General features: G+C 64.3%; 23 protein-coding genes, 1 tRNA gene and 1 pseudogene. 13 read left to right on the top strand and 12 right to left on the bottom strand.

Features of this window, described 5'->3' with window-relative positions:
- The first annotated feature begins 97 nt into the window (after positions 1-97).
- From ACFQX9_RS08600 to ACFQX9_RS08565, 8 genes are all read left to right on the top strand, one after another.
- Entirely contained in the window at positions 98-1,282 is a 1,185-nt protein-coding gene (locus ACFQX9_RS08600) for a substrate-binding domain-containing protein (protein ID WP_204513081.1), read from the top strand.
- Between the two features lie 167 nt (positions 1,283-1,449).
- The gene (locus ACFQX9_RS08595; protein WP_085349747.1) at positions 1,450-2,241 is read left to right on the top strand and encodes an ABC transporter ATP-binding protein; all 792 of its coding nucleotides are present in this window, start codon (positions 1,450-1,452) and stop codon (positions 2,239-2,241) included.
- The gene (locus ACFQX9_RS08590; protein ID WP_018455863.1) at positions 2,238-2,960 is read left to right on the top strand and encodes an ABC transporter ATP-binding protein; all 723 of its coding nucleotides are present in this window, start codon (positions 2,238-2,240) and stop codon (positions 2,958-2,960) included. The genes ACFQX9_RS08595 and ACFQX9_RS08590 overlap by 4 nt, the downstream gene beginning before the upstream one ends.
- Positions 2,957-3,967: a branched-chain amino acid ABC transporter permease gene (locus ACFQX9_RS08585; protein ID WP_247295907.1), complete on the top strand. Its 1,011-nt coding sequence runs from the start codon at positions 2,957-2,959 to the stop codon at positions 3,965-3,967. The genes ACFQX9_RS08590 and ACFQX9_RS08585 overlap by 4 nt, the downstream gene beginning before the upstream one ends.
- Positions 3,964-5,049: a branched-chain amino acid ABC transporter permease gene (locus ACFQX9_RS08580; protein WP_377787771.1), complete on the top strand. Its 1,086-nt coding sequence runs from the start codon at positions 3,964-3,966 to the stop codon at positions 5,047-5,049. The genes ACFQX9_RS08585 and ACFQX9_RS08580 overlap by 4 nt, the downstream gene beginning before the upstream one ends.
- A gap of 136 nt (positions 5,050-5,185) precedes the next feature.
- Entirely contained in the window at positions 5,186-8,296 is a 3,111-nt protein-coding gene (locus tag ACFQX9_RS08575) for an EAL domain-containing protein (RefSeq protein ID WP_377787768.1), read from the top strand.
- Position 8,297: 1 nt separating this feature from the next.
- Positions 8,298-9,353 carry a diguanylate cyclase gene (locus ACFQX9_RS08570; protein ID WP_377787765.1) on the top strand — a complete coding sequence of 352 codons (1,056 nt, stop codon included), beginning with the start codon at positions 8,298-8,300 and terminating at the stop codon, positions 9,351-9,353.
- Between the two features lie 74 nt (positions 9,354-9,427).
- Positions 9,428-9,504, top strand: a tRNA-Arg gene (locus tag ACFQX9_RS08565).
- 91 nt (positions 9,505-9,595) lie between these two features.
- Here ACFQX9_RS08565 and ACFQX9_RS08560 read toward each other — a convergent pair.
- Entirely contained in the window at positions 9,596-9,805 is a 210-nt protein-coding gene (locus tag ACFQX9_RS08560) for a hypothetical protein (protein ID WP_007598219.1), read from the bottom strand.
- A gap of 167 nt (positions 9,806-9,972) precedes the next feature.
- On the opposite strand from ACFQX9_RS08560, the gene dinB reads away from it, so the two are divergent.
- Positions 9,973-11,076 (top strand): DNA polymerase IV, encoded by a 1,104-nt coding sequence (gene dinB, locus ACFQX9_RS08555; RefSeq protein WP_377787762.1) that lies wholly within the window; start codon positions 9,973-9,975, stop codon positions 11,074-11,076.
- Positions 11,077-11,192: 116 nt separating this feature from the next.
- Here the strand turns inward: dinB and ACFQX9_RS08550 are convergent, their stop codons facing one another.
- The 6 genes from ACFQX9_RS08550 to ACFQX9_RS08525 form a co-directional block, all read right to left on the bottom strand.
- The gene (locus ACFQX9_RS08550) at positions 11,193-11,486 is read right to left on the bottom strand and encodes a hypothetical protein (RefSeq protein ID WP_007598221.1); all 294 of its coding nucleotides are present in this window, start codon (positions 11,484-11,486) and stop codon (positions 11,193-11,195) included.
- A gap of 240 nt (positions 11,487-11,726) precedes the next feature.
- Positions 11,727-12,413, bottom strand: coding sequence for a DNA-3-methyladenine glycosylase I (locus ACFQX9_RS08545; protein ID WP_018455857.1), 687 nt, complete (start codon positions 12,411-12,413; stop codon positions 11,727-11,729).
- A 111-nt stretch (positions 12,414-12,524) separates the two neighbouring features.
- Positions 12,525-12,887: a GNAT family N-acetyltransferase gene (locus ACFQX9_RS08540; protein WP_377787758.1), complete on the bottom strand. Its 363-nt coding sequence runs from the start codon at positions 12,885-12,887 to the stop codon at positions 12,525-12,527.
- 284 nt (positions 12,888-13,171) lie between these two features.
- On the bottom strand, positions 13,172-13,912 hold the full coding sequence (locus tag ACFQX9_RS08535) for a di-trans,poly-cis-decaprenylcistransferase (protein WP_377787755.1): 741 nt from the start codon (positions 13,910-13,912) through the stop codon (positions 13,172-13,174).
- Between the two features lie 31 nt (positions 13,913-13,943).
- Complete coding sequence (locus ACFQX9_RS08530) at positions 13,944-14,318, bottom strand: transcriptional regulator (RefSeq protein ID WP_377787752.1); 375 nt, start codon at positions 14,316-14,318, stop codon at positions 13,944-13,946.
- Positions 14,305-14,922 (bottom strand): hypothetical protein, encoded by a 618-nt coding sequence (locus tag ACFQX9_RS08525; protein ID WP_018455854.1) that lies wholly within the window; start codon positions 14,920-14,922, stop codon positions 14,305-14,307. Before ACFQX9_RS08525 ends, ACFQX9_RS08530 begins: the two co-directional genes overlap by 14 nt.
- Positions 14,923-15,121: 199 nt before the next feature.
- Here ACFQX9_RS08525 and ACFQX9_RS08520 point away from each other — a divergent pair, with 199 nt between their 5' ends.
- The gene (locus ACFQX9_RS08520; RefSeq protein WP_377787873.1) at positions 15,122-16,369 is read left to right on the top strand and encodes a S1C family serine protease; all 1,248 of its coding nucleotides are present in this window, start codon (positions 15,122-15,124) and stop codon (positions 16,367-16,369) included.
- Positions 16,370-16,441: 72 nt separating this feature from the next.
- On the opposite strand, the gene ACFQX9_RS08515 is transcribed toward ACFQX9_RS08520, so the two are convergent.
- A complete protein-coding gene (locus ACFQX9_RS08515) occupies positions 16,442-16,720 on the bottom strand; it encodes a DUF3551 domain-containing protein (protein WP_377787748.1) in 279 nt (92 codons plus the stop codon).
- 146 nt (positions 16,721-16,866) lie between these two features.
- Entirely contained in the window at positions 16,867-17,841 is a 975-nt protein-coding gene (locus ACFQX9_RS08510) for a tripartite tricarboxylate transporter substrate binding protein (protein WP_204513071.1), read from the bottom strand.
- A gap of 125 nt (positions 17,842-17,966) precedes the next feature.
- Between ACFQX9_RS08510 and ACFQX9_RS08505 the strand changes: the two genes are divergently transcribed.
- The gene (locus ACFQX9_RS08505) at positions 17,967-18,386 is read left to right on the top strand and encodes a VOC family protein (protein ID WP_204513070.1); all 420 of its coding nucleotides are present in this window, start codon (positions 17,967-17,969) and stop codon (positions 18,384-18,386) included.
- Positions 18,387-18,493: 107 nt separating this feature from the next.
- A pseudogene (locus ACFQX9_RS08500) lies at positions 18,494-20,073 on the top strand (AMP-binding protein).
- A 53-nt stretch (positions 20,074-20,126) separates the two neighbouring features.
- Here the strand turns inward: ACFQX9_RS08500 and ACFQX9_RS08495 are convergent.
- The 3 genes from ACFQX9_RS08495 to ACFQX9_RS08485 form a co-directional block, all read right to left on the bottom strand.
- Positions 20,127-21,221, bottom strand: coding sequence for an HD-GYP domain-containing protein (locus ACFQX9_RS08495; RefSeq protein WP_377787744.1), 1,095 nt, complete (start codon positions 21,219-21,221; stop codon positions 20,127-20,129).
- Between the two features lie 264 nt (positions 21,222-21,485).
- Positions 21,486-23,768 carry a molybdopterin cofactor-binding domain-containing protein gene (locus ACFQX9_RS08490; protein WP_204513067.1) on the bottom strand — a complete coding sequence of 761 codons (2,283 nt, stop codon included), beginning with the start codon at positions 23,766-23,768 and terminating at the stop codon, positions 21,486-21,488.
- On the bottom strand, positions 23,765-24,256 hold the full coding sequence (locus tag ACFQX9_RS08485) for a (2Fe-2S)-binding protein (protein WP_007616069.1): 492 nt from the start codon (positions 24,254-24,256) through the stop codon (positions 23,765-23,767). Before ACFQX9_RS08485 ends, ACFQX9_RS08490 begins: the two co-directional genes overlap by 4 nt.
- A gap of 304 nt (positions 24,257-24,560) precedes the next feature.
- Here ACFQX9_RS08485 and ACFQX9_RS08480 point away from each other — a divergent pair, with 304 nt between their 5' ends.
- On the top strand, positions 24,561-25,325 hold the full coding sequence (locus ACFQX9_RS08480) for an alpha/beta fold hydrolase (RefSeq protein ID WP_377787739.1): 765 nt from the start codon (positions 24,561-24,563) through the stop codon (positions 25,323-25,325).
- Positions 25,326-25,330: the final 5 nt, after the last annotated feature.

The raw sequence follows: 25,330 nt of genomic DNA, 5'->3' as shown, positions 1-25,330 counted from the left end.
CACATGCCCGTCGCGTGGTCCGCCGGAAGGTGGAATTGCAATGTCCGCACGGTTGTGCAAATCGCTATGGCCAAAGAACTCATCAGGAGGGACCATCGTGCGCCGATCGCTCATCTTAACAACAACCATCCTCGCCCTCGCCGCGGGCACCTCCGCACAGGCCGACGATCTCAAGATCGCGCTGATCTATGGCAAGACCGGCCCGCTCGAGGCCTATGCCAAGCAGACCGAGACCGGCCTGCAGATGGGGTTTGAATACGCCACCAAGGGCACCATGACGCTCGACGGGCGCAAGATCGTCGTCATCACCAAGGACGACCAGGGCAAGCCGGATCTCTCCAAGGCCGCGCTCGCGGAAGCCTATCAGGACGACAAGGTTGACATCGCGATCGGCACGACCTCGTCGGCCGCGGCACTCGCGATCCTGCCCGTCGCCGAGGAAAACAAGAAGATCCTGATCGTCGAGCCCGCGGTCGCGGATCAGATTACCGGCGAGAAGTGGAATCGCTACATCTTCCGCACCGCGCGCAACTCGTCGCAGGACGCGATCTCGAACGCGGTCGCGATCGGCAAGCAGGGCGTCACCGTCGCGACGCTGGCGCAGGACTACGCCTTCGGCCGCGACGGCGTCGCCGCCTTCAAGGAGGCGCTCGGCAAGACCGGCGCGACGCTCGCCGCCGAAGAATATGCCCCGACCTCGACCACCGACTTCACCGCGGTCGGCCAGCGCCTGTTCGACGCGCTGAAGGACAAGCCGGGCCGCAAGGTGATCTGGGTGATCTGGGCCGGCGCCGGCAATCCGCTGGCGAAACTCCAGGACATGGATCCGAAGCGCTACGGCATCGAACTGTCCACCGGCGGCAACATCCTGCCGGCGCTCGCTGCCTATAAGGGCCTGCCCGGCATGGAAGGCGCGACCTACTATTTCTACGCGATCCCGAAGAACCCGGTAAATGACTGGCTCGTCGCCGAGCACCAGAAGCGCTTCAACGCGCCGCCGGACTTCTTCACCGCGGGCGGATTCGCTGCGGCGATGTCCGTCGTCGCCGCCGTCACCAAGGCGAAGTCGACCGACACCGAGAAGCTGATCACGGCCATGGAAGGCCTGGAGTTCGACACGCCGAAGGGCAAGATGATGTTCCGCAAGGAAGACCATCAGGCGCTGCAGAGCATGTATCACTTCAAGGTCAAGGTCGATCCGAATGTCGCCTGGGCCGTGCTCGAGCCGGTGCGCGAACTGAAGATCGAAGACATGGACGTTCCGATCAAGAACAAGCGCTGATCTTTCTTCCTTCACCTCTCCCGCTTGCGGGAGAGGCCGGGAGAAGGCTCTGTCCTCTTGGGGTTCTCGCCTGAGGAGACACCCTCTCCCACCCTCTCCCGCAAGCGGGAGAGGGAGCGCAGCCTGATCGCGGACAAATTCTCCTCTCATCATTTGCCAGATCCGCCATGACGCTGACCCTCGAAACCCGCGACCTCACCATCCGCTTCGGCGGCCATGTCGCGGTCAACAGCGTCACTTGCAGCTTCCGCCCGGGCGAACTCACCGCGATCGTCGGCCCGAACGGCGCCGGCAAGACCACTTATTTCAACCTGATCTCCGGCCAGCTCCGCGCATCGAGCGGCAGCATTCTGTTCGACGGCACCGACATCACCCAGCATTCCGCGCCGATGCGGACGCGCGCAGGCCTGGGGCGCGCCTTCCAGCTCACCAACCTCTTTCCGAATCTGTCGGTGGAGGAAAACGTCCGCCTCGCGGTGCAGGCCGCCAACGGCACTCACTACGACATGTTGCGGCCCTGGATGGTCCGCCGTGATCTGATCGCCCGCGCCGATGCTATCCTGGATCAGGTCGCGCTCGGCGGCCGCCGTGGCGTCGCCGCGACCGCACTGTCGCATGGCGATCAGCGTAAGCTCGAGGTCGCGCTGATGATGGCGCTCGAGCCAAAGGTGTTCATGTTCGACGAGCCGACCGCGGGCATGAGCATCGACGAGGTGCCGGTCGTGCTGAACCTGATCGCGCAGCTCAAGCAGGACAAAAGCAGGATCATTCTCCTGGTCGAACACAAGATGGACGTGGTGCGATCGCTCGCCGACCGCATCATCGTGTTGCATAACGGGCAGCTTGTTGCGGACGGCAGGCCTGCCGAGGTGATTGCGTCACCGATCGTGCAGGAAGCCTATCTCGGCGTCGCGCCAAAGAACGTTGAAGGGAAGACGGCTGGAGGGAGCGCAGCATGACCGATCTGTTGAGGCTCTCCGGTGTTCACACTCATATCGGCCGCTATCACATCCTCCAGGGCATCGATCTCGCTGTCGCGCAGGGGCAGACCACGATGCTGCTCGGCCGCAACGGCGCCGGCAAGACCACGACGTTGCGCACCATCATGGGCCTCTGGCAGGCCTCCTCCGGCGAGATCAGCCTCGCCGGCGAGCGCATCGAGAGCCGTGCGACGCCCGACATCGCGCGGCTCGGCGTCGGCTACGTGCCGGAGAGCATGGCGGTGTTTTCGGACCTCACGGTGAAGGAAAATCTGGTGCTGGCGGCGCGCGACGGACCACTCGACGACGCCCAGCTGGACTGGATTTTTGGCTTCTTCCCCGCGCTGCGCCGGTTCTGGCTGTCGCGCGCGGGAAGTCTCTCGGGCGGACAGAAGCAGATGCTGTCGATTGCCCGCGCCATCATCGAACCCCGCAAGCTCCTGCTGATCGACGAGCCGACCAAGGGGTTGGCGCCGGCGATCGTGATGGCGCTGATCGAGTGCCTGAAGGAGATCAAGCGCAAGGGCGCCACGATCCTGATGGTCGAGCAGAATTTCTTTGCCGCCCGCGAGCTCGGCGACAACGTGCTGGTGATGGACAACGGCACCATCGTTCATCGCGGCGAGATGGCGGCCTTGGCCTCAGACGTGCCGCTGCAGGAGCGGCTGCTCGGCCTGAGCCTGGAGACGCATCAATGACCGAGCTCGCCGCAACCGATCCGCTGCCGAAGCCGAAGCGCGACATCGCGCCGATCCTGCTGCCGATCGCGGTCGCCCTGGTGATGATCCCGCTGATCGGCTCGCCCAGCACCTGGCTGACGCTGACGGCCGCGAGCCTCGCGATGGGCATGATGATCTTCATCATGGCCTCCGGCCTGACGCTCGTGTTCGGCCTGATGGACGTGCTCAATTTCGGCCATGGCGCCTTCATCGCGGTCGGGGCCTATGTCGCGACCCTGGTGCTGGCGCCGTTCGCCGCTTCCCTCCAGGCGGATTCACTGTGGACTAACCTCGCGGTGCTGGCGCCGGCGGCACTGCTGTCGATGGCGGTATCCGGCGCGCTCGGGCTGGTTGTCGAGCGGGTGCTGATCCTGCCCGTCTACGGTCAGCATCTGAAGCAGATCCTGATGACGACGGGCGGCCTGATCGTCGCCGAGCAGACGCTCTATGCGGTGTGGGGGCCGCAGATCATCCCGACGCCGCTGCCGACGTCGCTGCGCGGCTCCTTCATCCTCGGCGACGTCGCGATCGCGAAATACCGCGTGCTGGCGACGCTGATCGGCCTCGCCGTCTTCATCGCGATCCAGCTCGTGCTCAACCGAACCAAGCTTGGCCTTCTGATCCGCGCCGGCGTCGAGAACCGCGAGATGGTCGAGGCGCTCGGCTATCGCATTCGCCGTCTGTTCCTCGGCGTGTTCATGACGGGATCGGCGCTCGCCGGCCTCGGCGGCGTGATGTGGGCGCTGTATCGCGAGCAAGTCCACGCCTCCATGAGCGACGACCTCACCGTCCTGATCTTCATCGTCGTCATCATCGGCGGCCTCGGCTCGATCGGCGGCTGCTTCATCGGCGCGATCCTGGTGGCGATGATTGCCAATTACGGCGGCTTCCTGGTGCCTAAGCTCGCCCTCGTCTCCAATATCCTGCTGATGGTCGCCATTCTGATGTGGCGGCCGCGCGGCCTCTATGCGGTGACCAGCCGATGATGATCCTGTCAGGCGATCCGCCGCGCAGCCGCGTGCTCACGCTCGTTCTCGTCCTCATCATCCTGGCGCTGGTGGCGACGCCGTTCCTGTTTCCCGGGGCGAAGGCGCTGAACGTCGCGGCCAAGATCTGCGTCTTCGCCGCGCTGGTCGCCTCCTACGACCTCCTGCTCGGCTATACCGGCTCGGTGTCATTCGCACACACCATGTTCTACGGGATCGGCAGCTACGCGATCGCGATCGCGCTGTACGGGATGGGCCCGAATTGGGGCGCGGTCGCAACCGGCATCGTGGTCGGCCTGCCGCTTGCCGCGCTGCTTGCGCTTGCGATCGGACTGTTCTCGCTGCGGGTTGCCGCGATCTTCTTTGCCATGATCACGCTCGCGGTCGCATCCGCCTTCCAGGTGCTGGCCTCGCAGCTGTCCTGGCTGACCGGCGGCGAAGACGGGCGCAGCTTTCAGCTGCCCGAGCTGCTCAGGCCCGGCACGGTGCTGATCTCGAAGAACGTGCTGGGATTCGAGGTCAACGGCCGCCTCCTGACCTACTATCTGGTGTTCGCCGTCTCGGCCCTGATGATCCTCGCTTTGCTGCGGGTGGTGAACTCGCCGTTCGGGCGCGTGCTGCAGGCGATCCGCGAAAACCGCTTCCGCGCCGAGGCGCTCGGCTTCCGCACCGTTTTCCACCTGAGCTACGCCAACTGCATCGCCGCACTGGTCGCCGCCGGCGCCGGCATTCTCAATGCACTGTGGCTGCGCTATGCCGGTCCCGATACCTCGCTCAGCTTCTCGATCATGCTGGACATCCTGCTGATGGTCGTGATCGGCGGCATGGGCACGATCTACGGCGCGATCATCGGCGCCACCATCTTCATCCTCGCCCAGAACTATCTGCAGGCGCTGATGGGCGTCGCCTCCAAGGCGGCCTCGGAAGCCGGCCTGCCGCTGCTGCCAGGGCTGCTGCATCCCGATCGCTGGCTGCTGTGGCTCGGGCTGCTCTTCATCGCCAGCGTCTACTTCTTTCCGACCGGCGTGGTGGGACGGCTGCGCAGTGCCGGCGACCACAAGAGTGCGGGCAGCGCGCGTTAACGCGCGATTCATGATGCAGCGCGGCGGCTCGCTCGGCGCAACCGTATTCTCGCAACGAGATTAACGCCCAGGTAACTGGCTTTCCTAAGCTTTACGCCATTTGTGCGGTGTATTCCTGTCCTTCCAGGGGGAGGGAATGCGCCAGGTCTTTGCAGAGATTGCGTCACGAATGCTCCTAGCCGCGAAGCACGGCTGGGAGGCAGCCATTCGGCGCGGACCGGTGCTGTGGCTCACTTTGTGCGGCGTGTTGCTGGTCGCCGGGATCTTCGCCGTGACCGCCATGGCCGTCGGCGAATTTCGCGAACGTACCCTGGCCAACCGCGAGCGCGAGCTGGAAAATACCGTGCAGCTGATCGCGCGGCACTTCGATCAGCAATTCGAAGATGCGGACGTCGTCGCCGCCGATGTGATCGGGCAGATGAACCTGCCGGAGATCAGTTCCGCCGCGATGTTCCGCGAGCGCATGTCCGGACCTGCGACGAACCAGATGCTGCGGAGCAAGATCAGCTCGGTGTCTTATCTCGGCGACATCGCGATCTACGATGCCGATGGCGAACTGATCAACTGGTCGCGAGCCCAGCCGCTGCCCAAGATCAACATCTCCTCGCGCGCCTACTTCCAGACCTTCAAATCCGATCCGATGGCCGAACCGGTAATTCTGGAGTCGGTCCGCAGTTTCATCATCGGCAAATGGACCACGATTGTCGCGCGTCGGCTGAACGGCGTGGACGGCAGCTTCCTCGGCACGATGGTCCGCCGGATCGATCCGGACAGCTACCAGAACTATTTCGCATCCGTTGCGCTTGCGGAGGGCACGGCGATCTCGCTGTTCGACCGCAATGGCAAGATGCTGTCGCGCTACCCGCATGTCGAAGAGCTGATCGGCAGGGACTTCAAGGACGCGCCGCTGATGCGCAAGATGCTGGCCGAAGGTGGCCGGCACACCCTGCGCGTCAGGGGCCCGATCGACGGCGACGAGCGCCTCGGCTCCGGCGCCTCGCTTTCGCATTTCCCGCTGGTCATCGTCGCGACCAACACCACGAGCGCGGCGCTGGCCGACTGGCGGCAGCAGACCGGTTTCATGGTCACCACCGCCGCGCTTTCGGCGACTGTGATTGCGCTGATCCTGTTCCTGATAGTTCGCCAGATCAGCCGTCAGAATCGGGAGGCGCAGCAGCGGCTGGAAGCGGAGCGAGGGCGGCTCGACACCGCCTTGAACAACATGTCGCAAGGGTTGATCCTGTACGATGCAGCCGGATACATCGTCACCTGCAACCGCCGCTACGCCGACATGTTCGGCCTCTCCCACGACGTCATCAAGCCCGGCTGTCACATCCGCGAGGCGATGTATCATCGCAAGGAGCGCGGCGCGTTCGAAGGCGATGTCGAGGCATTTTGCGCCGACGTCATGAGGATCGTCGCGGAGGGCACGGTCTCCACCAGAAGCCATCACTTGCCGAGCGGCCGCGCTTTCCAGGTCATCAACACCCCACTCGCGCAGGGCGGGTGGGTGGCCACGATCGAAGACATCACCGAACGCCGCAATCTGGAGCAGGAACGCGACCGCAACTACATGTTCCTACGCGAGATCATCGACCACATCCCATCGCAGATCACGGTGAAGGATGCTCAAACGCGGCAATATCTGCTCGTCAACCGGACCGCCGAAGAGCAATTCGGCCAATCGAGTGAAAACATCGTTGGCAAGACTCCCTTCGACATTTACCCGGATGCCTCCGCCAGAGTCGTCACCGACGACGACAGCAAGGCGCTGCAGATGACCGAGGGATTGTTCAAAGACGAACATGCCTGGCAGAGCCAGGCCAAGGGGATGCGCTACATCACCTCGACCCGGATCGGGATCCGCGACAATTCCGGCGAGCCGCGTTACCTCATCAACGTGGTCGAGGACGTCACCGAACGACGGCGCGCCGACGAAAAGATCGCGCATATGGCGCATTACGATGCGCTCACCGACCTGCCCAACCGGACGCTATTCCGCGAGCAGATCGAGCGCGAACTTGAGAAGGTCGGCGGCGGCAGTCAGTTCGCGCTGCTCTATATCGACGTCGACGAGTTCAAGGGCATCAACGATTCGCTCGGCCATCACGTCGGCGACGAGCTGTTGAAGGGAATCGCCGCCCGCATCCGCGGCTGCCTCGGACAGGACGACCTGATCGCGCGGCTCGGCGGCGACGAATTCGCGGTGATCCAGACCGGCATCAAGTCGTCCGCCGACGTGGTGTCATTCGTGACGCGGATCTTCGAGGCGATCCGCCGGCCCTATCACTGCTTCGGCCATCAGCTCTCCACCGACGCCAGCATCGGCATCGCGATGGCGCCGCAGGACGGCACCGATCTCGACCAGCTCATCAAGAATGCCGATCTCGCGATGTACGGCGCCAAGGCCGGAGGACGCCGCACTCACCGCTTCTTCGAGCCGGAGATGGATGCGAGCGCCAAGGCGCGCCTGAGCCTGGAGCAGGATCTGCGGCAGGCCCTGGTGAACGGCGGTTTCGAGATCCACTATCAGCCGCTGGTCGACTTGCGCACCAATGAGGTCACAGGCTGCGAGGCGCTGCTGCGCTGGCGGCATCCCGAGCGCGGCATGGTGTCGCCGGCGGAGTTCATTCCGATTGCCGAGGACACCGGCCTGATCAACGAGCTCGGCGACTGGGTGCTGCGCATGGCCTGCAACGAGGCCGCGACCTGGCCGGCGCATGTGCGTGTCGCGGTCAACGTCTCGCCGGTGCAGCTCAAATGCGACACGCTGGCACTGCGGATCGCCGGCGCGCTCGCCGCTTCCGGACTTGCCCCCTCCCGGCTCGAGCTCGAGATCACCGAGGCCGTGCTGATCCGCGACGACGAGGCGGCGCTCTCGATCCTGCACCAGCTCCGCGCCATCGGCGTGCGCATCGCGCTCGACGATTTCGGCACCGGCTACTCCTCGCTCAGCTATCTGAAGCGCTTTCCGTTCGACAAGATCAAGATCGACCGCTGTTTCGTCGCTGATATCGCCGAGACGAGCGGCGCGCCCGTGATCGTGCAGGCGGTGGTGAACATCGCCGCCGCCAGCAACATGACCACGGTCGCGGAGGGCGTCGAGACCGAGGCGCAGCGCGAGATGCTGCGTGCGCTCGGCTGCACGGAGATGCAGGGTTATCTCTTCAGCAGACCGAAGCCGGCCGGCGAAGTGCGAAAGCTGTTCGGTCCGAGCCATGCCTTGCCGGTGGCGGCGGTGGCCTGAGATGGCGAAGCCGGGGAAAACGCCAGCCACGACGGTCGACGTTGCGGATTCCTATGCCGTGCGGCTGATGCAGCATCTGGTGGTGCCGACCTTCGTGATCGACCCCAAGCGCCGCGTCGTGATCTGGAACAGAGCCTGCGAGCGGCTGACCGGTGTCGCCGCCTCCGAAGTGATCGGCACCAATAAGCACTGGCAGGCCTTCTACGAGACCAGGCGCCCTTGCCTCGCCGACCTCGTCGCGCTCGACCGCCCGGAACAGCTGCCGGAGTTCTATTCGGAATATGCCGCGCGCGGTCATAACGGGCTCGGCTTCAGCGCCGAGAACTGGTGCGTGATGCCGAAGCTCGGCAGCCAGCTCTATCTCGCCATCGACGCCGGCCCCATTCACGACGAGGCCGGCCATCTGATCGCGGTGGTGGAGACTTTGCGCGACCTTACCGACCAGAAGCGCGCCGAGATGGCCCTGAAGGAGCTTGCCACCAAGGACGGGCTGACCGGCCTGTCGAACCGCCGCGCGTTCGACCAGATGCTGATGAGTGAATGGGCCCGCGCCCAGCGGACGCAGAAGCCCATGGCGCTGCTGTTCGTCGATGTCGATCATTTCAAGCTGTTCAACGACCGCCACGGCCACCAGAGCGGCGACGAATGCCTGCGCGCGGTCGCGTCCGTCGTCAGCCGGTATGCCGTGCGCCCGCTCGATCTCGCCAGCCGTTATGGCGGCGAGGAATTCGCGCTGATCCTGCCGGACATGGGTTGCGATGCCGCCTGCGCCATCGCCGACGAAATCCGCTGCGCGGTGATGGCCTTGCGGGTCACCCACGGCGCCATCGGGGCCGGCGAGCACGTCACCCTGAGTGTCGGCGTCGCCAGCCACATTCCGGACGAAACCGACGACAGCCCCCAACGGCTGCTGGGCGCGGCCGACCAGGCGCTCTATGCGGCCAAACGGCTCGGCCGCAACCGCGTCATGTGCTCCGAACGGCTGCTCGCCGAGTTCGCCAAGCTCGGGCGGGACGGCGTGCCGGTTCCTGACCGCGCGACTCGTAAATCAGCCTAGCCCAAATCAGCCTGGACGAAGCCGGCGGAAGCGGTTGCCCACCCTCCGCCAATCGGCTAAATGAACCTCGACTAGCACCCGTAGCTCAGCTGGATAGAGCGTTGCCCTCCGAAGGCAAAGGTCACACGTTCGAATCGTGTCGGGTGCGCCAGTCTCCTCCAGTGCGCGCTGGAGGCACCCTCACCCGATTTGCGTTGTTACCCCGCCCGCTCAGGTCATCGCCTGCTCGGCGCAAGCCCACCTCAATTCAGCATCGAGATGATCGCCTGAACCTGGTCGGAAGCCGACGTGACCAGTCCGTCGTAGGACGTCTGACCGTGTGCGGCCGCCTTCAGGATGCATTCGGCGACCGCCGCCTTCAGGCCGAACACCGACTGATCGGGCGGCACGCTGGCCATCACGGCCTCCAGCGCCTGACGCATCGTTCGAATGAGTTCGGAGCTGTATTGCATGGGCTGTCCTCCGCAGCCTCATATTAGAGCGCGTGGCCATGCTGGCCACTCACAAGCCTGAGATTGTTTTTGATGAAGTGGGACATCCCGGAGCGGCGGCCAGCCTGTCTCGAGCGCTGAACCACACCCACCTCGCGCTTCTCATCGCTCGATTGTATCATCTTGCCATGAGCGAATCCGACACGGCGACCGGCGAAGCTTCGCCCGTCCGCAAGATCATCCATATCGACATGGATGCCTTCTACGCGTCCGTGGAACAACGCGATCATCCGGAACTGCGCGGAAAGCCGGTCGCCGTCGGAGGCTCCGCGGAACGTGGCGTCGTCGCGGCCGCCAGTTATGAGGCCCGCGAGTTCGGCGTTCGCTCTGCCATGCCATCCGTGACGGCGAAGCGACAATGTCCCGATCTGATCTTCGTCAAGCCGCGCTTCGAGGTCTACAAGGCGATCTCTAGGCAGATCCGCGACATCTTCGCGGAGCATACCCCGCTCATCGAGCCGTTGTCGCTCGACGAGGCCTATCTCGACGTGACGGAAAACCTGCAGGGCATCCCGCTGGCGCGTGATGTTGCGCTCAGGATCCGCGAGAGGATCAAGGCCGAGACGGGCCTCAACGCTTCGGCCGGCATCTCCTACAACAAGTTCCTGGCCAAGCTCGCCTCCGATCATCGCAAGCCCAACGGTCAGTTCGTGATTTCACCGGAGATGGGACCCGCCTTCGTCGAGACCCTGCCGGTCGGAAAGTTCCATGGGATAGGCCCGGCCACGGGTGCGAAGATGAACGCGCTCGGCATGTTCACCGGTCTCGATATTCGTCGTCAGACGCTGGAGTTCATGAATGCGAATTTCGGCAAGTCGGGCGCCTATTACTACTGGATTTCGCGCGGTGTCGACGAACGGCCGGTCCGGGCCAACCGGGTCCGCAAGTCCATCGGCGCGGAGACCACGTTCTCAAGCGATCTCACCGAATTCGACGCGCTGGTCGCCGAGCTCAAGCCGCTCGTCGACAAGGTGTGGCGCCATTGCGAGGCGACGGGCAGCCGTGGCCGCACCGTCACCTTGAAGATCAAGTTTGCCGACTTCGAGATCATCACGCGCAGCAGGTCCGCTCTTTCGCCGGTTGCAGGCCGGGACGATCTTGAGCGGCTGGCTTGCGGCCTGCTCGAAGTCGAGATTCCGCTGCCCAAGAGCGTCAGGCTGCTGGGGGTCTCGCTGTCTTCGCTCCAAGCCGGGGACGATGCGGAGCCGCCGCAGCTGACTCTCGGCATCTGAACCAAACCGACGGGCTTTCGGCGGACGCAGACAGCCACGTAGAGCGCGCTCGCAACGCGAATCTACGGTGGCGGGTTTTCAGACTTGCCACCCAAGGTCGCTCCGCTGGGGCCCGATCAATGCCTCACGTGCTCGAACACGACGATCACGCCCGTCGGTTCGGGCTCGTGTGCCATCAGGCGGGTCAGCTCGGAATCGCCCCAATCGGCGAGGCTGACGACTTCGCCGCTCTGGCGCTCGGTGCCCGGCGGCGCCGTGGGCTCGACGACCTTCAGCCCCGTCTCATCGACGAAGAAAGTGTGCTCGCCGAACATGCTGTTGAGCTGCGGCATGGCGGGATGCTCGTCGGGCAGCACTTGAGCGCCGAGCTGGTTGACGGTCTGCTTCACCTGTTCGGATGTGAGCTTCATGAGCTGCTCCGTTTCTGTCACGTCGGTTTCACTGAGCTGAGCCAGAGCGGGCGTTCCCTGCGCTGATGTTCGCCTGGTCCAATCTCCCGAACAGGTGCTGCGCACAAATGTTCCGGAGAAATGCATTTCGTGATCGCGCGTCGCGTCTGCCGCGCTTGCGGCACCAGATCGCCACAGGATGCACATGATTCAACATCCCAAGAGCCAAATTCCAAGAGCTGATTTCAAGAGCCGAATTCGTTACTCGCTTCTGTTCTCGCCAACAGAGAGCGCGCAGATGCGTGACAGATATGTGTAGGACAACCCGGTCTCCTCGGCCCAGGCGTTGAACTGCGCCTGCACCTTGGCGAGATCGCCCTTCGACTTGACCTCTTCGGCAATGTCGAGACCGGCATCGCGCAGGCAGGCCACGACGTCCCTGGACGTCACAAAGCCGTCCCAGCCGACGAACCGCAGCAGCATCTGGCCGGTATTGCCACCCAAACGGCTGCCGCGCTTGCTTAGAAGCTCGAGCAGGCCGATCTGGTCGGACGGCGGCCACTTCGTCAGAAACCTGCCGAAGCTGCCGTGCTCTCTTGCGATCTCCTGGACGAAGGCCGCGTTGTCGCGCACCGACATGATCTTGGCACCGTTGCGCACGATGCGCGCGTCGCGCAGCAGGTCCTCCCAATAATCCTCCGGCTGGAAGGTGAGCTTGGCCGGTTGGAAACGCAGGAAGGCGTCTTCAAACCCGTCCCATTTCGTCTCGATCACGCTCCAGGCAAAGCCCGCGCAAAACACACGCTTCGTCATCTCTGCGAGGATGCGGTCGTCGCCGCGTTTGGCGAGGCCCTTCAGGTCGGGCTTTTCCGGCATCAGCTTTTCGAGCGCCTTGGGCCCGCCCTTGCGTTTTTCGGCGCGCGCACGAATGGTCTTGAAGGAGGTCATTGGGAGACACGCGATTGAGGGTGTGCCACGACACCAGAATTCGACGCTCGGGTCCAGCTCCGCCACGTCCGCCGACTTCGGTCGCGCTTGCTCGGTTCGCGGCAAGCCCGGCTATCGCGACAGACGCTTCGCGAGATGGACCGACTGCCAGTCTCCGAGACCGGTGTCCTCGAACCCCGCTTTCTTCGCAAGACCGCGCATCTCGGCGTTCACGCGCGCGGTCTCGGCTGCAATCATCTCGTGACCGAGATCGCTCGCGTGCCTCTCCATCGCCGTCATCATCTGGAGGCCGACGCCCTGGCGCTGAAAGCCATCGGCAACAGAGATGGCGAAATCACCATGCCGTGCAGCCGCATCGTAGGCGTATCTGGTTTCGCCGATGATCGTGCCCTGCCCTTCGTGCCTGATCTCGGCGAGCAGGGTGAAATGACCGGGATTGCTGGTCTTGGCGACGCATTCGGCCGCGATCAGCAAAGTCCGCCCGCGCGCCCATGAAGCGCTTGTTGCGCGATGTCGTGGAGAGGCTCGTGAAATAGATCGAGAGGATCTCGACATCGGACGCGCTGGCCGGCCTGATACGAAGCGTGGCGTTGCCTTCGGCTGACTCGACAATGGCATCCAGCAACGGCTGTGACATGCGCGCGGCTCTCGGCAGGTTGCATCGAATGCACACCTAGCCGAGACGGCGCGCTTACCGCTTGGACGGTGCTGCCAATCTTGCGGCCGAAAACGAACAGTTCGTTGCTCGGTGCCGGGCGTCACACGCGAGAGAGTGAAGGCACCTCCTCCGGCACGATCGCCTGGAGGCCGCCGAAGCGACGCTCGCGGCCGTGGAAGGAGGCCAGGGCCGCAGCGAGATCGCCCGCGTCGAATTCGGGCCACATCCGCTCGGTGAAGTGCAGCTCGGCATAGGCACCTTCCCAGAGCAGGAAGTCCGACAGCCGTTTCTCACCCGAGGTGCGGATGATGAGGTCGACGTCGCGCAAACCGGCCTCGCCGGTGACGAGCTGCGAGAACGCCTCGCGGGTGAGACTCGTCAGCGCCGCCGCCTTCGCCGCCGCGTTGAGGATGGCGTCGCGGGCGGAATAGTCGACGGCGATGCGCAGATGAAGCGTGCCGCCGTGCGCGGTGGCATCTTCCGCGCGCGCGATCGTATTGGCGATACCGTCGGGCAGGCGGTCTCGCCGGCCGATCACGGTGAGGCGCACGCCGTTCTTGACCAGGCTCTGCACCTCGTTGCCGAGGTAGAATCTCAGAAGCGTCATCAGCGCGGCGACCTCGGCCTTCGGCCTTCGCCAATTGTCGGTCGAGAAGGCGTAGAGCGTCAGCGTGCCGATGCCCTGCTTGGGCGCGGCCTCGACGATGCGGCGGATCGCCTCGACGCCGGCCTCATGGCCGCGCACGCGCGACAGGCCGCGCCGCGTCGCCCATCTGCCGTTGCCATCCATGATGATGCCGACGTGAAGCTTCTCGTTGCGGGACACAAGGTCACTTTGCATTGCAAAGTCTCCGGTCAAAAAAGGGGGAGGATCAGGTCGAGACGATACCGAGACGGCCGAGCGGCGCCGCCTCGCGGCCGGCAGCCTTGGCTGCGTCGCGCACCAGGCGTTCGAGCACGGCGAGATAGTCGAGGAAGCGGCGGCGGCCGCCCTTGGTCAGGCGGCAGGTCGTGTGCGGGCGATTGCCCTCATAGCCCTTGGTCACCTCGACGAGGCCGGCTTCCTGGAGCACGGCGAGATGCCGGCTGAGATTGCCGTCGGTGAGGCCGCAGAGCTGCTTGAGATCGGCGAACGCCAGACCTTTCGGATGCGCCATCAGCGAGGTCAGAAGTCCGAGCCTCGCCTTCTCGTGGATCACGCGGTCCAGTCCTTCATAAGAGAAGGGTGCGCTGTCAATCTTCGACATCATGGTCTCCCGATGCGAAATACAGAATGCCCGCCATCACCGATTGCCCGATCACGAAGGGCAGGCCCATGGTCCATGGCGACAGCGTATGGGTCTGGCTCGCGAGCACCACCACCGCAAAGCCGGATATGAAATACCAGGCGCCGGCGAGCGCCACGGTGCGCGGCAGCGAACGGACGGAGGCAAAAATGCCGAGCGACACCAGGATCTGCCACAGGCCCGGCAGCAGCCACAGCGTTTCGCCCGCGAACTTCCACATCACCACCGCAAGCAGCACACCGGCAACGCCAGCGGGCAGGAATTGCTCGACAGCCTGGTGGATCATGGCATCAGCGAGGCCCGAATGATGGCGGCGCGAACGCGCGCGCATCTCGATGCCGATGATCAGGCCGGAGAGCGCGGCGGCAATGAACCAGCCGAAGAAGAAGCCGAGCGGTTCGCTGGTGGCATCACCAAGCAGCCAGAATTCCAGGATCGCGGTGAGAAGCGCGACCGCGCCGGTCGCGGCCATCGTCGCCGGGCCGTAACCGCGAAATGCCGTGCCTGCCGCAATCTGGCTGCGGATCGCCACGATGTCGGCCAGTGCCTTGTCGAGATCGCGCATTGGCAACGCCAAAACCTCGCTCCGCCTATCCCTGCTGGGTCTATCCGTCCGTTACTTTGTACCGCAAAGTATATCGGATTGCAAAGTAAAGGCAAGTCCCGAAGGTCGCCCGAGAGGATCCGTCCTCAACAGACAACTGCCGGTTGCGCGAGACGTCCTCCCGCAGATAAGATGCGCGCGAACGCGCTGGGGGGAGAGTATGTGGCTTAAGCCATTCATCGTTGCGTCATTATTGCAGGTGAGCGTCGTCACCGCAGCACAGGCAGCCGGCCCATTCGGCAGCGTCAAAATCGGCAACTGGGTCGGCGGCGCGTTCAGCAATGACGAAACGGGAGCCTTCTCGCATTGTGCCGCGACGGCGCCTTATGCCAACGGCGTCATTCTCGTCGTCGGCCAGAATGCTGGGGGCTCGTGGATCTTGAGCTTTGCCAGTCCCAGCTACCGCTTCAAGCAGGGCGAGAATGCCGCGATCGACGTCATCTTTGACGGACAGGAGCAAGCCAGATTGTTCGCCACGGCCAACCAGACGAACATGCTCAGCTCCGTCATGCCTGCCAACGTGGTACGAACGTTTCAGAAGGCAAGCCTGATGGTCGCGACGAGCGGCCGCACCGTGCTGAATTTCGACCTGACCTCGGCCGGGCCCGTGATTGCGGCACTGGCCAATTGCGTCACCAAGGTGAAAGCCGACGGGCTCGACAAGGCCGGCGACTTCACCAAGATCGCCGCCAAGCCGCAGCCACCGCCGGACAAGCAGGGACCGCCAGCCAACGGCAGCAAACCTGCCAGAGCCAAGAGCGGCACCGGGTTCGTCGTGAGTGCCAGCGGACACGTCGTCACCAATAACCATGTGATCAATGGTTGCGTCGGCGACATCAAGGGCAATCTCACGGGCGAAGCCGGAATGGTTTTGCGCGTGGTGTCGAGCGACGCCAACAACGACCTCGCCTTGCTGCAGGCGCCGTCGACGACCATGTTCAAGGAGTTCGCCCGGATCCGCGACCGCTCGATCCGCTCCGGCGATTCCGTCGTCGCGATCGGCTTTCCCTTCCATGGGCTGCTGACTTCGGACTTCACCGTCACGACCGGCATCGTCAGCTCGCTCAGCGGCATGCGCAACGATTCGCGTTTCCTGCAAATCAGTGCGCCGGTGCAGCCCGGCAATAGCGGCGGCCCGCTGTTCGACACCACCGGGCAGATCGTTGGCGTCGTTACGGGAAAGCTGGACGGATTACGGATGGCCGCTGCGACCGGCAACATCCCCGAAAACATCAACTTCGCGATCAAGACCGGCGCGTTGCGCGACTTCCTCGACAACTCCGTGGTGCCTTACCAGACTGCCGAACCGAAAGGCGAGATCAAGACCACAGACATCGCGGGCAATGCGCGGCCCTACACGATGCTGATCTCATGCAACGGAATCGAGCAGGCCGACGCGAAGCGGTAGCGGCAACGCGGGCCGGCTGGAGGCGTCGAGCCTGTACGAGGCGCTCCAACCGGGCTGAAGTCAGCCAGCTCGCTAGTACGGCGCGACGGGGCGCGGCCGCCGGTGCGATCGCGGTTGCGCCGGAGAAACCTGGCTGTCGGCAAAGCGGGGATTGCGATCGCAGTACAGCAGCCGGCCGGACACGCTGGCTTGGCATTGTTCATAGCTGCTGTAGGAGCATTCCCCCGGATAATCATACTCACCGCCCTGGGCACACCAAGGATAGTCGCGCGCCGCTGCCGGCGTAACCGTCGCGAAGCCGGCAAGGGCCGTCACGCCGAGTGCCACCAGCACCAATTGCGTCTTACGCATGATCTACTCCTCTCCTCACAGCGCATCATACGCGCCATATACCCATCAGGTTTCACGAAGCCGCTTTATTCCAGCTCAATGGCACGGCATCCAAGAAAAAAGCCCTGCCGAACGGCAGGGCTCCATTCCCGGACATCACAAGATCGCTACTCGACCTTCAGGCCGGCGAACTCGACCACCTTCTTCCATTTCTCGGTCTCGGCCTTGATCTCCTCGCCGAACGCCTCGGGCGTCTGCGCCCGCGGCTCGCCGCCGAGCTCGACCAGGCGCTTGGCCATGTCCGGCTCCTTTATCAGCGTGTTGATCTCGCTGTTGAGCTTGGCGATGATCTCCTTGGGCGTGTTCTTCGGCGCCCCCATGCCGAACAGCGCGCTCGCCTCATAGCCCTTCACGGTCTCGCCGATCGCCGGCACGTCGGGCAGCTGCGGCGAGCGCTCCGCCGTGGTGACGCCGATGGCGCGGAGCGAGCCGGAGCGGATGTGCTGGATGATCGAGGGCATGTTGTCGAAGATCACCTGCACCTGGCCGCCGAGCATGTCGGTGATCGCCGGTGCGGCGCCGCGATAGGGCACGTGCTGCATCTTGCAGCCCGTCAGCGCCATGAACATCTCGCCGGACAGATGCACCGAGGTGCCGTTGCCCGAGGAGGCCATGTTGACCTTGCCGGGGTTGGCCTTCACGTATTCGATGAACTCGGCGACGGTCTTGGCCGGCACGTCCTTGTTGACGGTCATCACGTTCGGCACGCGCTGGAACGAGGCGACCGGCGCGATGTCGCGCACGAAGTTGAACTTCAGGTTGGTGTAGAGCGAGGCGTTGATGAAGTTGGCCGGATTGACCAGTTGCAGCGTGTAGCCGTCGGGTTCGGCGTTGACGACCGATTCGGTGGCGATATTGTTGCCGGCACCCGGCTTGTTTTCGATCACGAATTGCTGGCCGAACTTCTCCGACAACCGCTGGCCGATCAGGCGCGCCAGGATGTCGGTGGCTCCGCCCGGCGGATAGCCGACCACCCATTTCACCGGATGGGTCGGGTAATCGGCGGCAAGGGCCTTCGACAGCGGGCTGGCTGCAAGCGGACTGGCGGCGAGCAGGCTCAGCGCGGTACGGCGTGTGATCATCTCAAGGGTTCTCCCAACGTGTTGTTCTTGAAGCCAGATAGCTTGAAAATGGCGTCGGCGCGGTTGTAACAAAGCTTGCCGCAGGCGGAAAGTACACGGGGCGCATCACGACGAAAGGATAAGGCATGGCGGTCAAGGTCGAAGCCCTCGATCATCTCGTGATCAACGTCGCGGACGTCGCAGTGACCGCCGAGTGGTACGGCAAGATTCTCGGCATGGAAGTCAAGGTGTTCGACCCCGGCGGCGGCAAAGCGCCGCGGACGTCGCTACAATTCGGTAACCAGAAGATCAACGTCCGGCCGCGCGATGCCGACAAGGTGGAGTGGTTCACCGCGGACCACCAGACCGCCGGCAGCGAGGATCTGTGCTTCCTCACCTCCGCCAGCCCCGACGAGGTGGTGGCGCATTTGAAGGCACATGGGGTTGCGATCGAAGAGGGCCCGGTTCCCAAGCAGGGCGCCCGCGGCACGCTGCGCTCGGTCTATTGCAGGGATCCGGATGGCAGCCTGATCGAGATTTCGTCATACGAGGACGGCGGCCGGTAAGGCCAAGCCGCCTGCCCCACGCACCGTCGCATGAGGGCTGAGAGAGCAGGAAGACGCAATCATCAAAACGCGGCCGCCGGCAAGATGCAGGCTGCACGGGAGGACATATGCCGACTTCGCAAGCCGCCGCCGGAATCGTCGGCCCATTCGACGGGCTCGATGTGCCTTGGCTGCTGAAGATGCGGGCTGACGTGCGCAGCTCACATCCGTTCCTGATCTGGGCGCCGTTCGACGCGCCTGCGCGGCGCTGGAGCTATGGCGAGTTTCACGAGCGGGTCGGCGCGCTCGCGGCGGGACTGACGAAGCGCGGCGTGAAGCCGGGCGAATATGTGCTCATTCACCTCGACAATTGCATCGAGGCGCTGCTGGCCTGGTTCGCCTGTGTCGAACTCGGCGCCATCGCGGTGACCACCAACACGCGCTCGGCGCCGGCCGAACTCGACTATTTTGCCGATCATTGCGGCGCGGTCGCCGCGATCACACAGCCGGCCTATGCCGAGATCGTCGCGCAGAATTGCCGCAACATCCGCTGGATGGCGGTGACTTCGCACGATGCGGGCGCGCCGCCCGGGAACCCGGTCTCACGCGGCGACAGCTTTGAGGAGCTGTTCGCCGATAGCGCCGACCGTCCCAGGCGCGCGATCGATCCGCTCGCGCCGTGCAGCGTGCAATACACCTCGGGCACGACATCGCGCCCCAAGGCGGTGCTGTGGACCCACGCCAACGCGCTGTGGGGCGCCAAGATCAACGCCGCGCACGAAGACCTGCACGCAAGCGACGTGCATCAGGCCTATCTGCCGCTGTTCCACACCAACGCGCTGGCCTATTCGATGCTGGCGACGCTATGGGTCGGCGCCACCTGCGTGATCCAGCCGCGCTTTTCCGCCAGCCGGTTCTGGGGCGCTGCGCGCGAGCACGGCTCGACCTGGACCTCGACGATCCCGTTCTGCATGAAGGCGCTGCTCGAACAGGACATCCCGCGCGATCACAAATTCCGTCTGTGGGGCACCGCGATCAACGAGCCGCCGGCCTTCGCCGCTTTCGGAGTCAAGATCATCGGCTGGTGGGGCATGACCGAGACCATCACCCACGGCATCGTCGGCGAGATCGACCAGCCCAACATCCCGATGTCGATCGGCCGCGCCGCGCCGGAATATGAATCCGCATCACCGACGACGACGGGCGGCCGACCGAAATCGACGGCACCGGAAATCTCTCGATCAAGGGCATTGTCGGCCTGTCGCTGTTCGCCGAATATCTGCACAACGAAAAGGCGACGCGCGAGAGCTTCGACGAGCACGGCTTCTTTCTCACCGGCGACCGCGTGGGGCGGCTGGAGAACGGCTACATTCGCTTCGCAGACCGCAGCAAGGACATGCTGAAGGTCGGCGGCGAGAACGTCGCGGCGTCGGAGATCGAGCAGGTGGTCGCACTGGTCCCCGGCGTGCGCGAGGCCGCCGTGGTGGCGAAGACGCATCCAATGCTGGACGAGGTGCCGGTCGTCTTCATCATCCCGCAGGGTGGCGTCGCCGGTGCCCGGCCTGATCTGCACGACGCCGTGATGGCCGCCTGCCGCGCCGGCCTTGCCGACTTCAAGATGCCGCGCGAGATCCGCTTCGTCGACGACATGCCGCGCTCGACACTGGAGAAGGTGACGAAGGCGGAGCTGAGGAAGATGGTGGGGTAGCACGAGCGATTACCACAATGTCGTCCTGGCTTTCGCCAGGACGACACCGGAGTTCAGAACGATCCCAGCGCCACCGGGCGGAACGCTTGCAACAGCTGCTGGTCCAGCTTGCCGCCCATGCCTTCCATCATCGCAAACGCGCGCGAGTGGGTGAAGGGCATGCGATAGGCGCGCTTCTCCACGAGTGCCGCGCAGATGTCGACGATCGTCGTGACCCGCACGATATCGCTGATCTGGTTCGACGAGAGATTGTTGGGATAGCCCGAGCCGTCGAGGAATTCGTGGTGATGCAGCACGACGTCCAGCATCTCCGGCGGAAAGCCGCCTTGAGCTGCGAGCGCGTCATAGCCGCGGCGCGGATGCTGGCGGACTTCGGCCATCTCCTCGTCGGTGAGCTTGCCGGCCTTGTCGAGCAGCGCGGAGGGAACGAACGCCTTGCCAACGTCGTGCAGCAGCGCGGCACGGGTCAGCCGGCGCTGGTCGTCCTCGCGCATGCCGAGGTGCTGGGCGAAGGAGACCGCAAATCCGGTCACGAACAGGCAATGCCGGTAGCTGCCGACATGGTGGCAGCCAACCGTGGTGAGCCACTCGCGCAGCGAGGAGTGCTTGATCGCCTTCAGGATCTTGCTCTCGGCGGCGATGATGTCGTCGAAGGTCAGGGGTACGCCGAGCGGCAGCTTCTCGAACATCTTCTTCAGTACCGCGTGCGCGGCCTCGACGCCGCGATTGAGCGTCTTGCCGCGATCGGTCGCGTCATAGACGGCGGTGTCGGGGAAGGCCGCACGGATGCGCTGCAGGATGTCCTCGGGCTGAAGCGGCCGCGAGATGGTGTCGGTGGCGCCCAGCGCCCAGGCCTGCATGGTGCCGTGATGCAGGGCGTCCGCAAGCACGAACAGACGAGGCATGGCGCGATAGGCGTCGCCGCGCAGCTTGTTGCGCACCCGCTGCACGCTGTCGGGCGAGCGCAGATTGATGTCAACCACGAGGCCGGAGAGATCGCGCGAGGGCTGCTCGGGGAGCTCCTGCGTCGTTACAGTGGCAACGTCGCCGACCGCCTTGAGAATGCTGGCGAGCTCGGTGCTCTCGTCGCTCCGGTCGGAGGCGAGCAGAAGCCGGCGTTTGGCGGCGGGTTTGGCTGAGGCGTTCATGGCTTCCCCAAGAGCACGGGCGTGTTTCGGGCAAAAGCCTAAGCCGGATCAGGTTCTCCGGCCCTTAAGAGGCGTGCTCAATGGAACCCTGCGGAATCTGGGACAATTTTACGGAATTCGCGTCCCCGGCGGTTCCAATCAAAAACCTCGAAAACAACCCCATGCACAGTAGAGATGTGGTTGCAAACACAGGGCTTTTTTAACGACGAATCCGCCGGGGGCTGCCCCCGGCGGATCATGTCAGGTCAACAATCGCAACCAGCCTTACGCCTTCATCGCGCCCTTCACGGCTTCGGCCGTGATCGGCAGGGCCCGGACGCGGGCGCCCGAGGCGTTGAAGATGGCATTGCCGATCGCGGGTGCGATCACTGTCACCGCGGGTTCGCCGACGCCAGTGGCCTTTTCGCCATTGGCGATCACGGCGATCGCGACCTCCGGCACCTGGCTCATGCGCAAGGGCGTGTAGCTGTCGAAATTGGTCTGTTCGATGCCACCGTCCTTCAGCGTCGCCTTCTCGTACATCGCCAGTGACAGGCCCCACAGCGCCGCACCCTCGACCTGGGCGCGGATGTTGTCGGGATGCACCTGCGTGCCGACATCGGTGGCGACCGTGAGCTTCTTCACGGTCACTTCGCCCGATGGCGCCACGGCGACGTGAGCGACGCAGGCCGTCCAGCTTGCGGTCGCGCGTTCCTGCGACGAGACGCAGGCCACGCCCATGCCCTCACCTTTCGGCAGCTTCCTGGTGCCGTAGCCGGCAAGACCCATCGCGGCGAGCAGCGTATTGCGCAGCCGCTGCGCACCGCCGTCGTTCTTGCCTGCACCGTCGAGCAGCGAGATGCGGAACTGCGCGGGGTCCTTGCCCGCCGCCGCCGCGATCTCGTCGATCATGCTTTCGACCGCCCAGAAGGTCCAGCCCGGCGCGACCGAGCGGAGCTGGCCGGACGGCGTCGCGTTGTGCGCCATCTCATTCTTGATCGCGCGCACATGATGGTTGGGCACGGTGTAGAAGAAGTCGGCCCCGTTCACCGTGAAGGAGTCGAGCGGACCCTTCTTGTCGACCGAGGGCGTCAGGAAATCGGGTATTCCCCAGCGCTGGGTCGGCCACGCCGAAACCACGTCGTGGCTGAGCGCGATGAGCTTGCCGTCGCCGTCCACGCCTGCCTTCACTTTCTGGTAGGTGAGCGGACGCGAGAAATCCATCGTCATGTCGTTCTCGCGCGTATAGATCACCTTCACCGGCTTGCCGATGGCCTTCGCCGCCTGCACCGCCGGAATCATCATGTCGGCATCGAGCCTGCGGCCAAAGCCGCCGCCGAGCCACATCTGATGCATGACCACGAACTTCGGATCGATCCCGGCCGCACCCGCCGCGATCGCGCCGGAGCGCGTTGCGAACTGGTTGCCGGAATAGATGTGCAGGATCTCGCCCTTGAACTCCGCAGTGGCGTTCATCGGCTCCATCGGCGCATGGATATTGATGCTGGTGGTGTACTCCGCCTCCAGCACCTTGGCCGCCGTGCCGAACGCCGCCGCGGGATCGCCGTCCTTGACGAAGAACTGGCCGGAATCCTCCTGCTTCTGAAGCCGCATGGCCTCGTCGAGCAGCGACTGGCTCGACACCTTCGCGTTTGGACCGCCGTCATAGGCGATCTTGAGCGCCTGCGCCGCCTTCTTGGCGTTGGCATAGGTGCCGGCGACCGCGACGACCCAGCCCGAGGTCGTTCCGGTCTTGTCGTCGAGGGTGACGGCCTTGATGAAGCCCGGCACTTTCTTGGCGGCACTGTCGTCGACCGATTTCACCGTGGCGCCGAAGCGCACGGGCGGCGTCACGACCGCGCCATAGGCCATGCCTGGCAGCATCACGTCGATGCCGTATTTGGCCGTGCCGTTGGTCTTGGAGGGAATGTCGAGCTGCGGCACCGACACGCCGATCATGGTGTATTGATCCGGCGTCTTCAGCTTGATCGCCTTCAGCTCGTCCGGCGTGAAGGTTTTTGTCGCCTTGCCGCTCTTGACGACATCGGCGAAGGACATCGCCTTCTTCGACTTCGGGTGCGAGATCATGGAATCGCGCACCACGAGCTCCGACGCCGGCACGCCCATCGCGGCGGCCGCGCCTTCTGTCAACGCCATCCGCCCGGCAGCGCCGGCGCGGCTCATGGCCTCGAAGTTCATCATGGTCGACCAGCTGCCGCCGGTGATCTGAGCGCCCAACACGGGATCGTTGAACTTCGGATCGTTGGAGGCAAGCTGTACGCGCATGTCGCTCCACTTCGCGCCCAGCTCTTCGGCCACGATCTGCGCCATGGTGGATGCGATGTGCTGGCCCATGTCGGCCTTGCCGCAGGTGACGGTGACGAGACCATCGGGCGCGATCGCGTACCAAACGCTCGGCTCGAAGTTCGAAGGCGCCGCAAGCGCCTCACCGATGCCGGGCACGCCGGCATAGCCGAGCACGAGGCCGGTGGCCGCTGTGCCGACCAGGAAGGAGCGGCGGCTGAGATCGGTCGCCTCGGGCGCAACGTTGTTCACGTGCTTGTTCATGTGGGCCTCCGCTCGTTGCCGGAGGCGGATGCGGTGCGCATCTCGGTTGCGGCGCGCATGATTGCCTTCTGGATCCGCGAATAGGTCATGCAACGGCAAAGATTGCCGTCCATATGCGCCACGACCTCTTCCTTGGTCGGGTTGGGATTCTTCGCCAGCAGCGAGGCCGCCTGCATGATCTGACCGGACTGACAGTAGCCGCATTGCGGCACCTGTTCGGCGATCCATGCCTTCTGCAAGGGATGGTCGCCCTTGGCGGCGAGGCCTTCGATGGTGGTGATCTTCTTGCCGGCGACATCGCCGACCATGGTCTGGCACGAACGCACGGCTTCACCGTTGACGTGCACGGTGCAGGCCCCGCACAGGCCGGCACCGCAGCCGAATTTGGTGCCGGTCATCTGCAATTGCTCGCGGATCGCCCAGAGGAGCGGCGTGTCGTTCGCCGCATCCACGGACAGACTCCGCCCGTTGATGGTGAGAGTTGGCATAGGCGTCTTCCCCTGCCGGTGCATGAAGCCGCTTACGGCGGCAACTTGAGTAGCGGACGCCCACCGGGCCGGCGCCAGCCTTGATCGCAAGAATGATCGCGTTCAGGCGCGGAGGCAAATGCAATTTGGAATCGATCGAAACAAACGAGGCGCGCGCATCTTGTGCGTTGCGAGAACAGCGGTGATGCAGCGGCTGAACGCAACAGAGTGCACGCCAAGCAGGCAGGCCATCGCATTCAGGCAGTTTCCTCCGAGTAACCCGGCGCGTTAGGATGGGGGAAGACAAGATAATAAGGTGGATGCAATGCCTAAGATCGATCGGGACGGCGTCGGAATCCATTACGAGGTTCATGGCGAGGGCCCGCCGCTGCTGCTCACCCACGGCTACTCATCGACTTCGGCAATGTGGCATGGGCAGGTCGAGGCGCTTGCCCGGGATCACAAGTTGATCTTGTGGGACATGCGCGGTCACGGCCAGTCCGACTATCCCGACGATCCCGCCGCTTACAGCGAAGCACTCACCGTCGGCGACATCGCCGCGATCCTCGATCTGGTCGGCACGGAGCGCGCCATCATTGGCGGGCTCTCGCTCGGCGGCTACATGTCGCTTGCCTTCGCTCGCGCGCATCCAAAGCGCGTCCGCGCGCTGCTGATCATCGACACCGGCCCCGGCTTCAAGAAGGACGATGCACGCGAGGCCTGGAATGCGCGCGCGCTCGCCACTGCCGACAAATTCGATCGCGAAGGGCTCGACGTGCTGAAGGCGGCAACGCGCGAGCGCGCCACCGCAAGCCATCGCGATGCCAAGGGATTGGCGCTCGCCGCACGCGGCATGCTGACCCAGCGCGATGCCAAGGTGATTGAGCTGCTGCCGGAGATCAAGGTGCCCAGCCTGATCGTAGTCGGCGCCGACGACACGCCGTTCCTCGCTGCCTCGGACTACATGGCCGCGAAAATTCCCGGCGCACAAAAAGTCGTGATCCCCGCCGCCGGACACGCCGTCAACATCGACCAGCCACAGGCTTTTGTTGACGCGGTGCTGCCTTTCCTGAAGAACTTGCCGGAATAGGTCGG

Source organism: Bradyrhizobium sp. GCM10028915, from assembly GCF_042666195.1.
In the GTDB taxonomy this organism is placed as follows: Bacteria; Pseudomonadota; Alphaproteobacteria; order Rhizobiales; family Xanthobacteraceae; genus Bradyrhizobium; species Bradyrhizobium canariense_D.
Note: the sequence above shows the minus strand (reverse complement) of the source record. Positions and strands in the feature narration are given on the sequence as shown.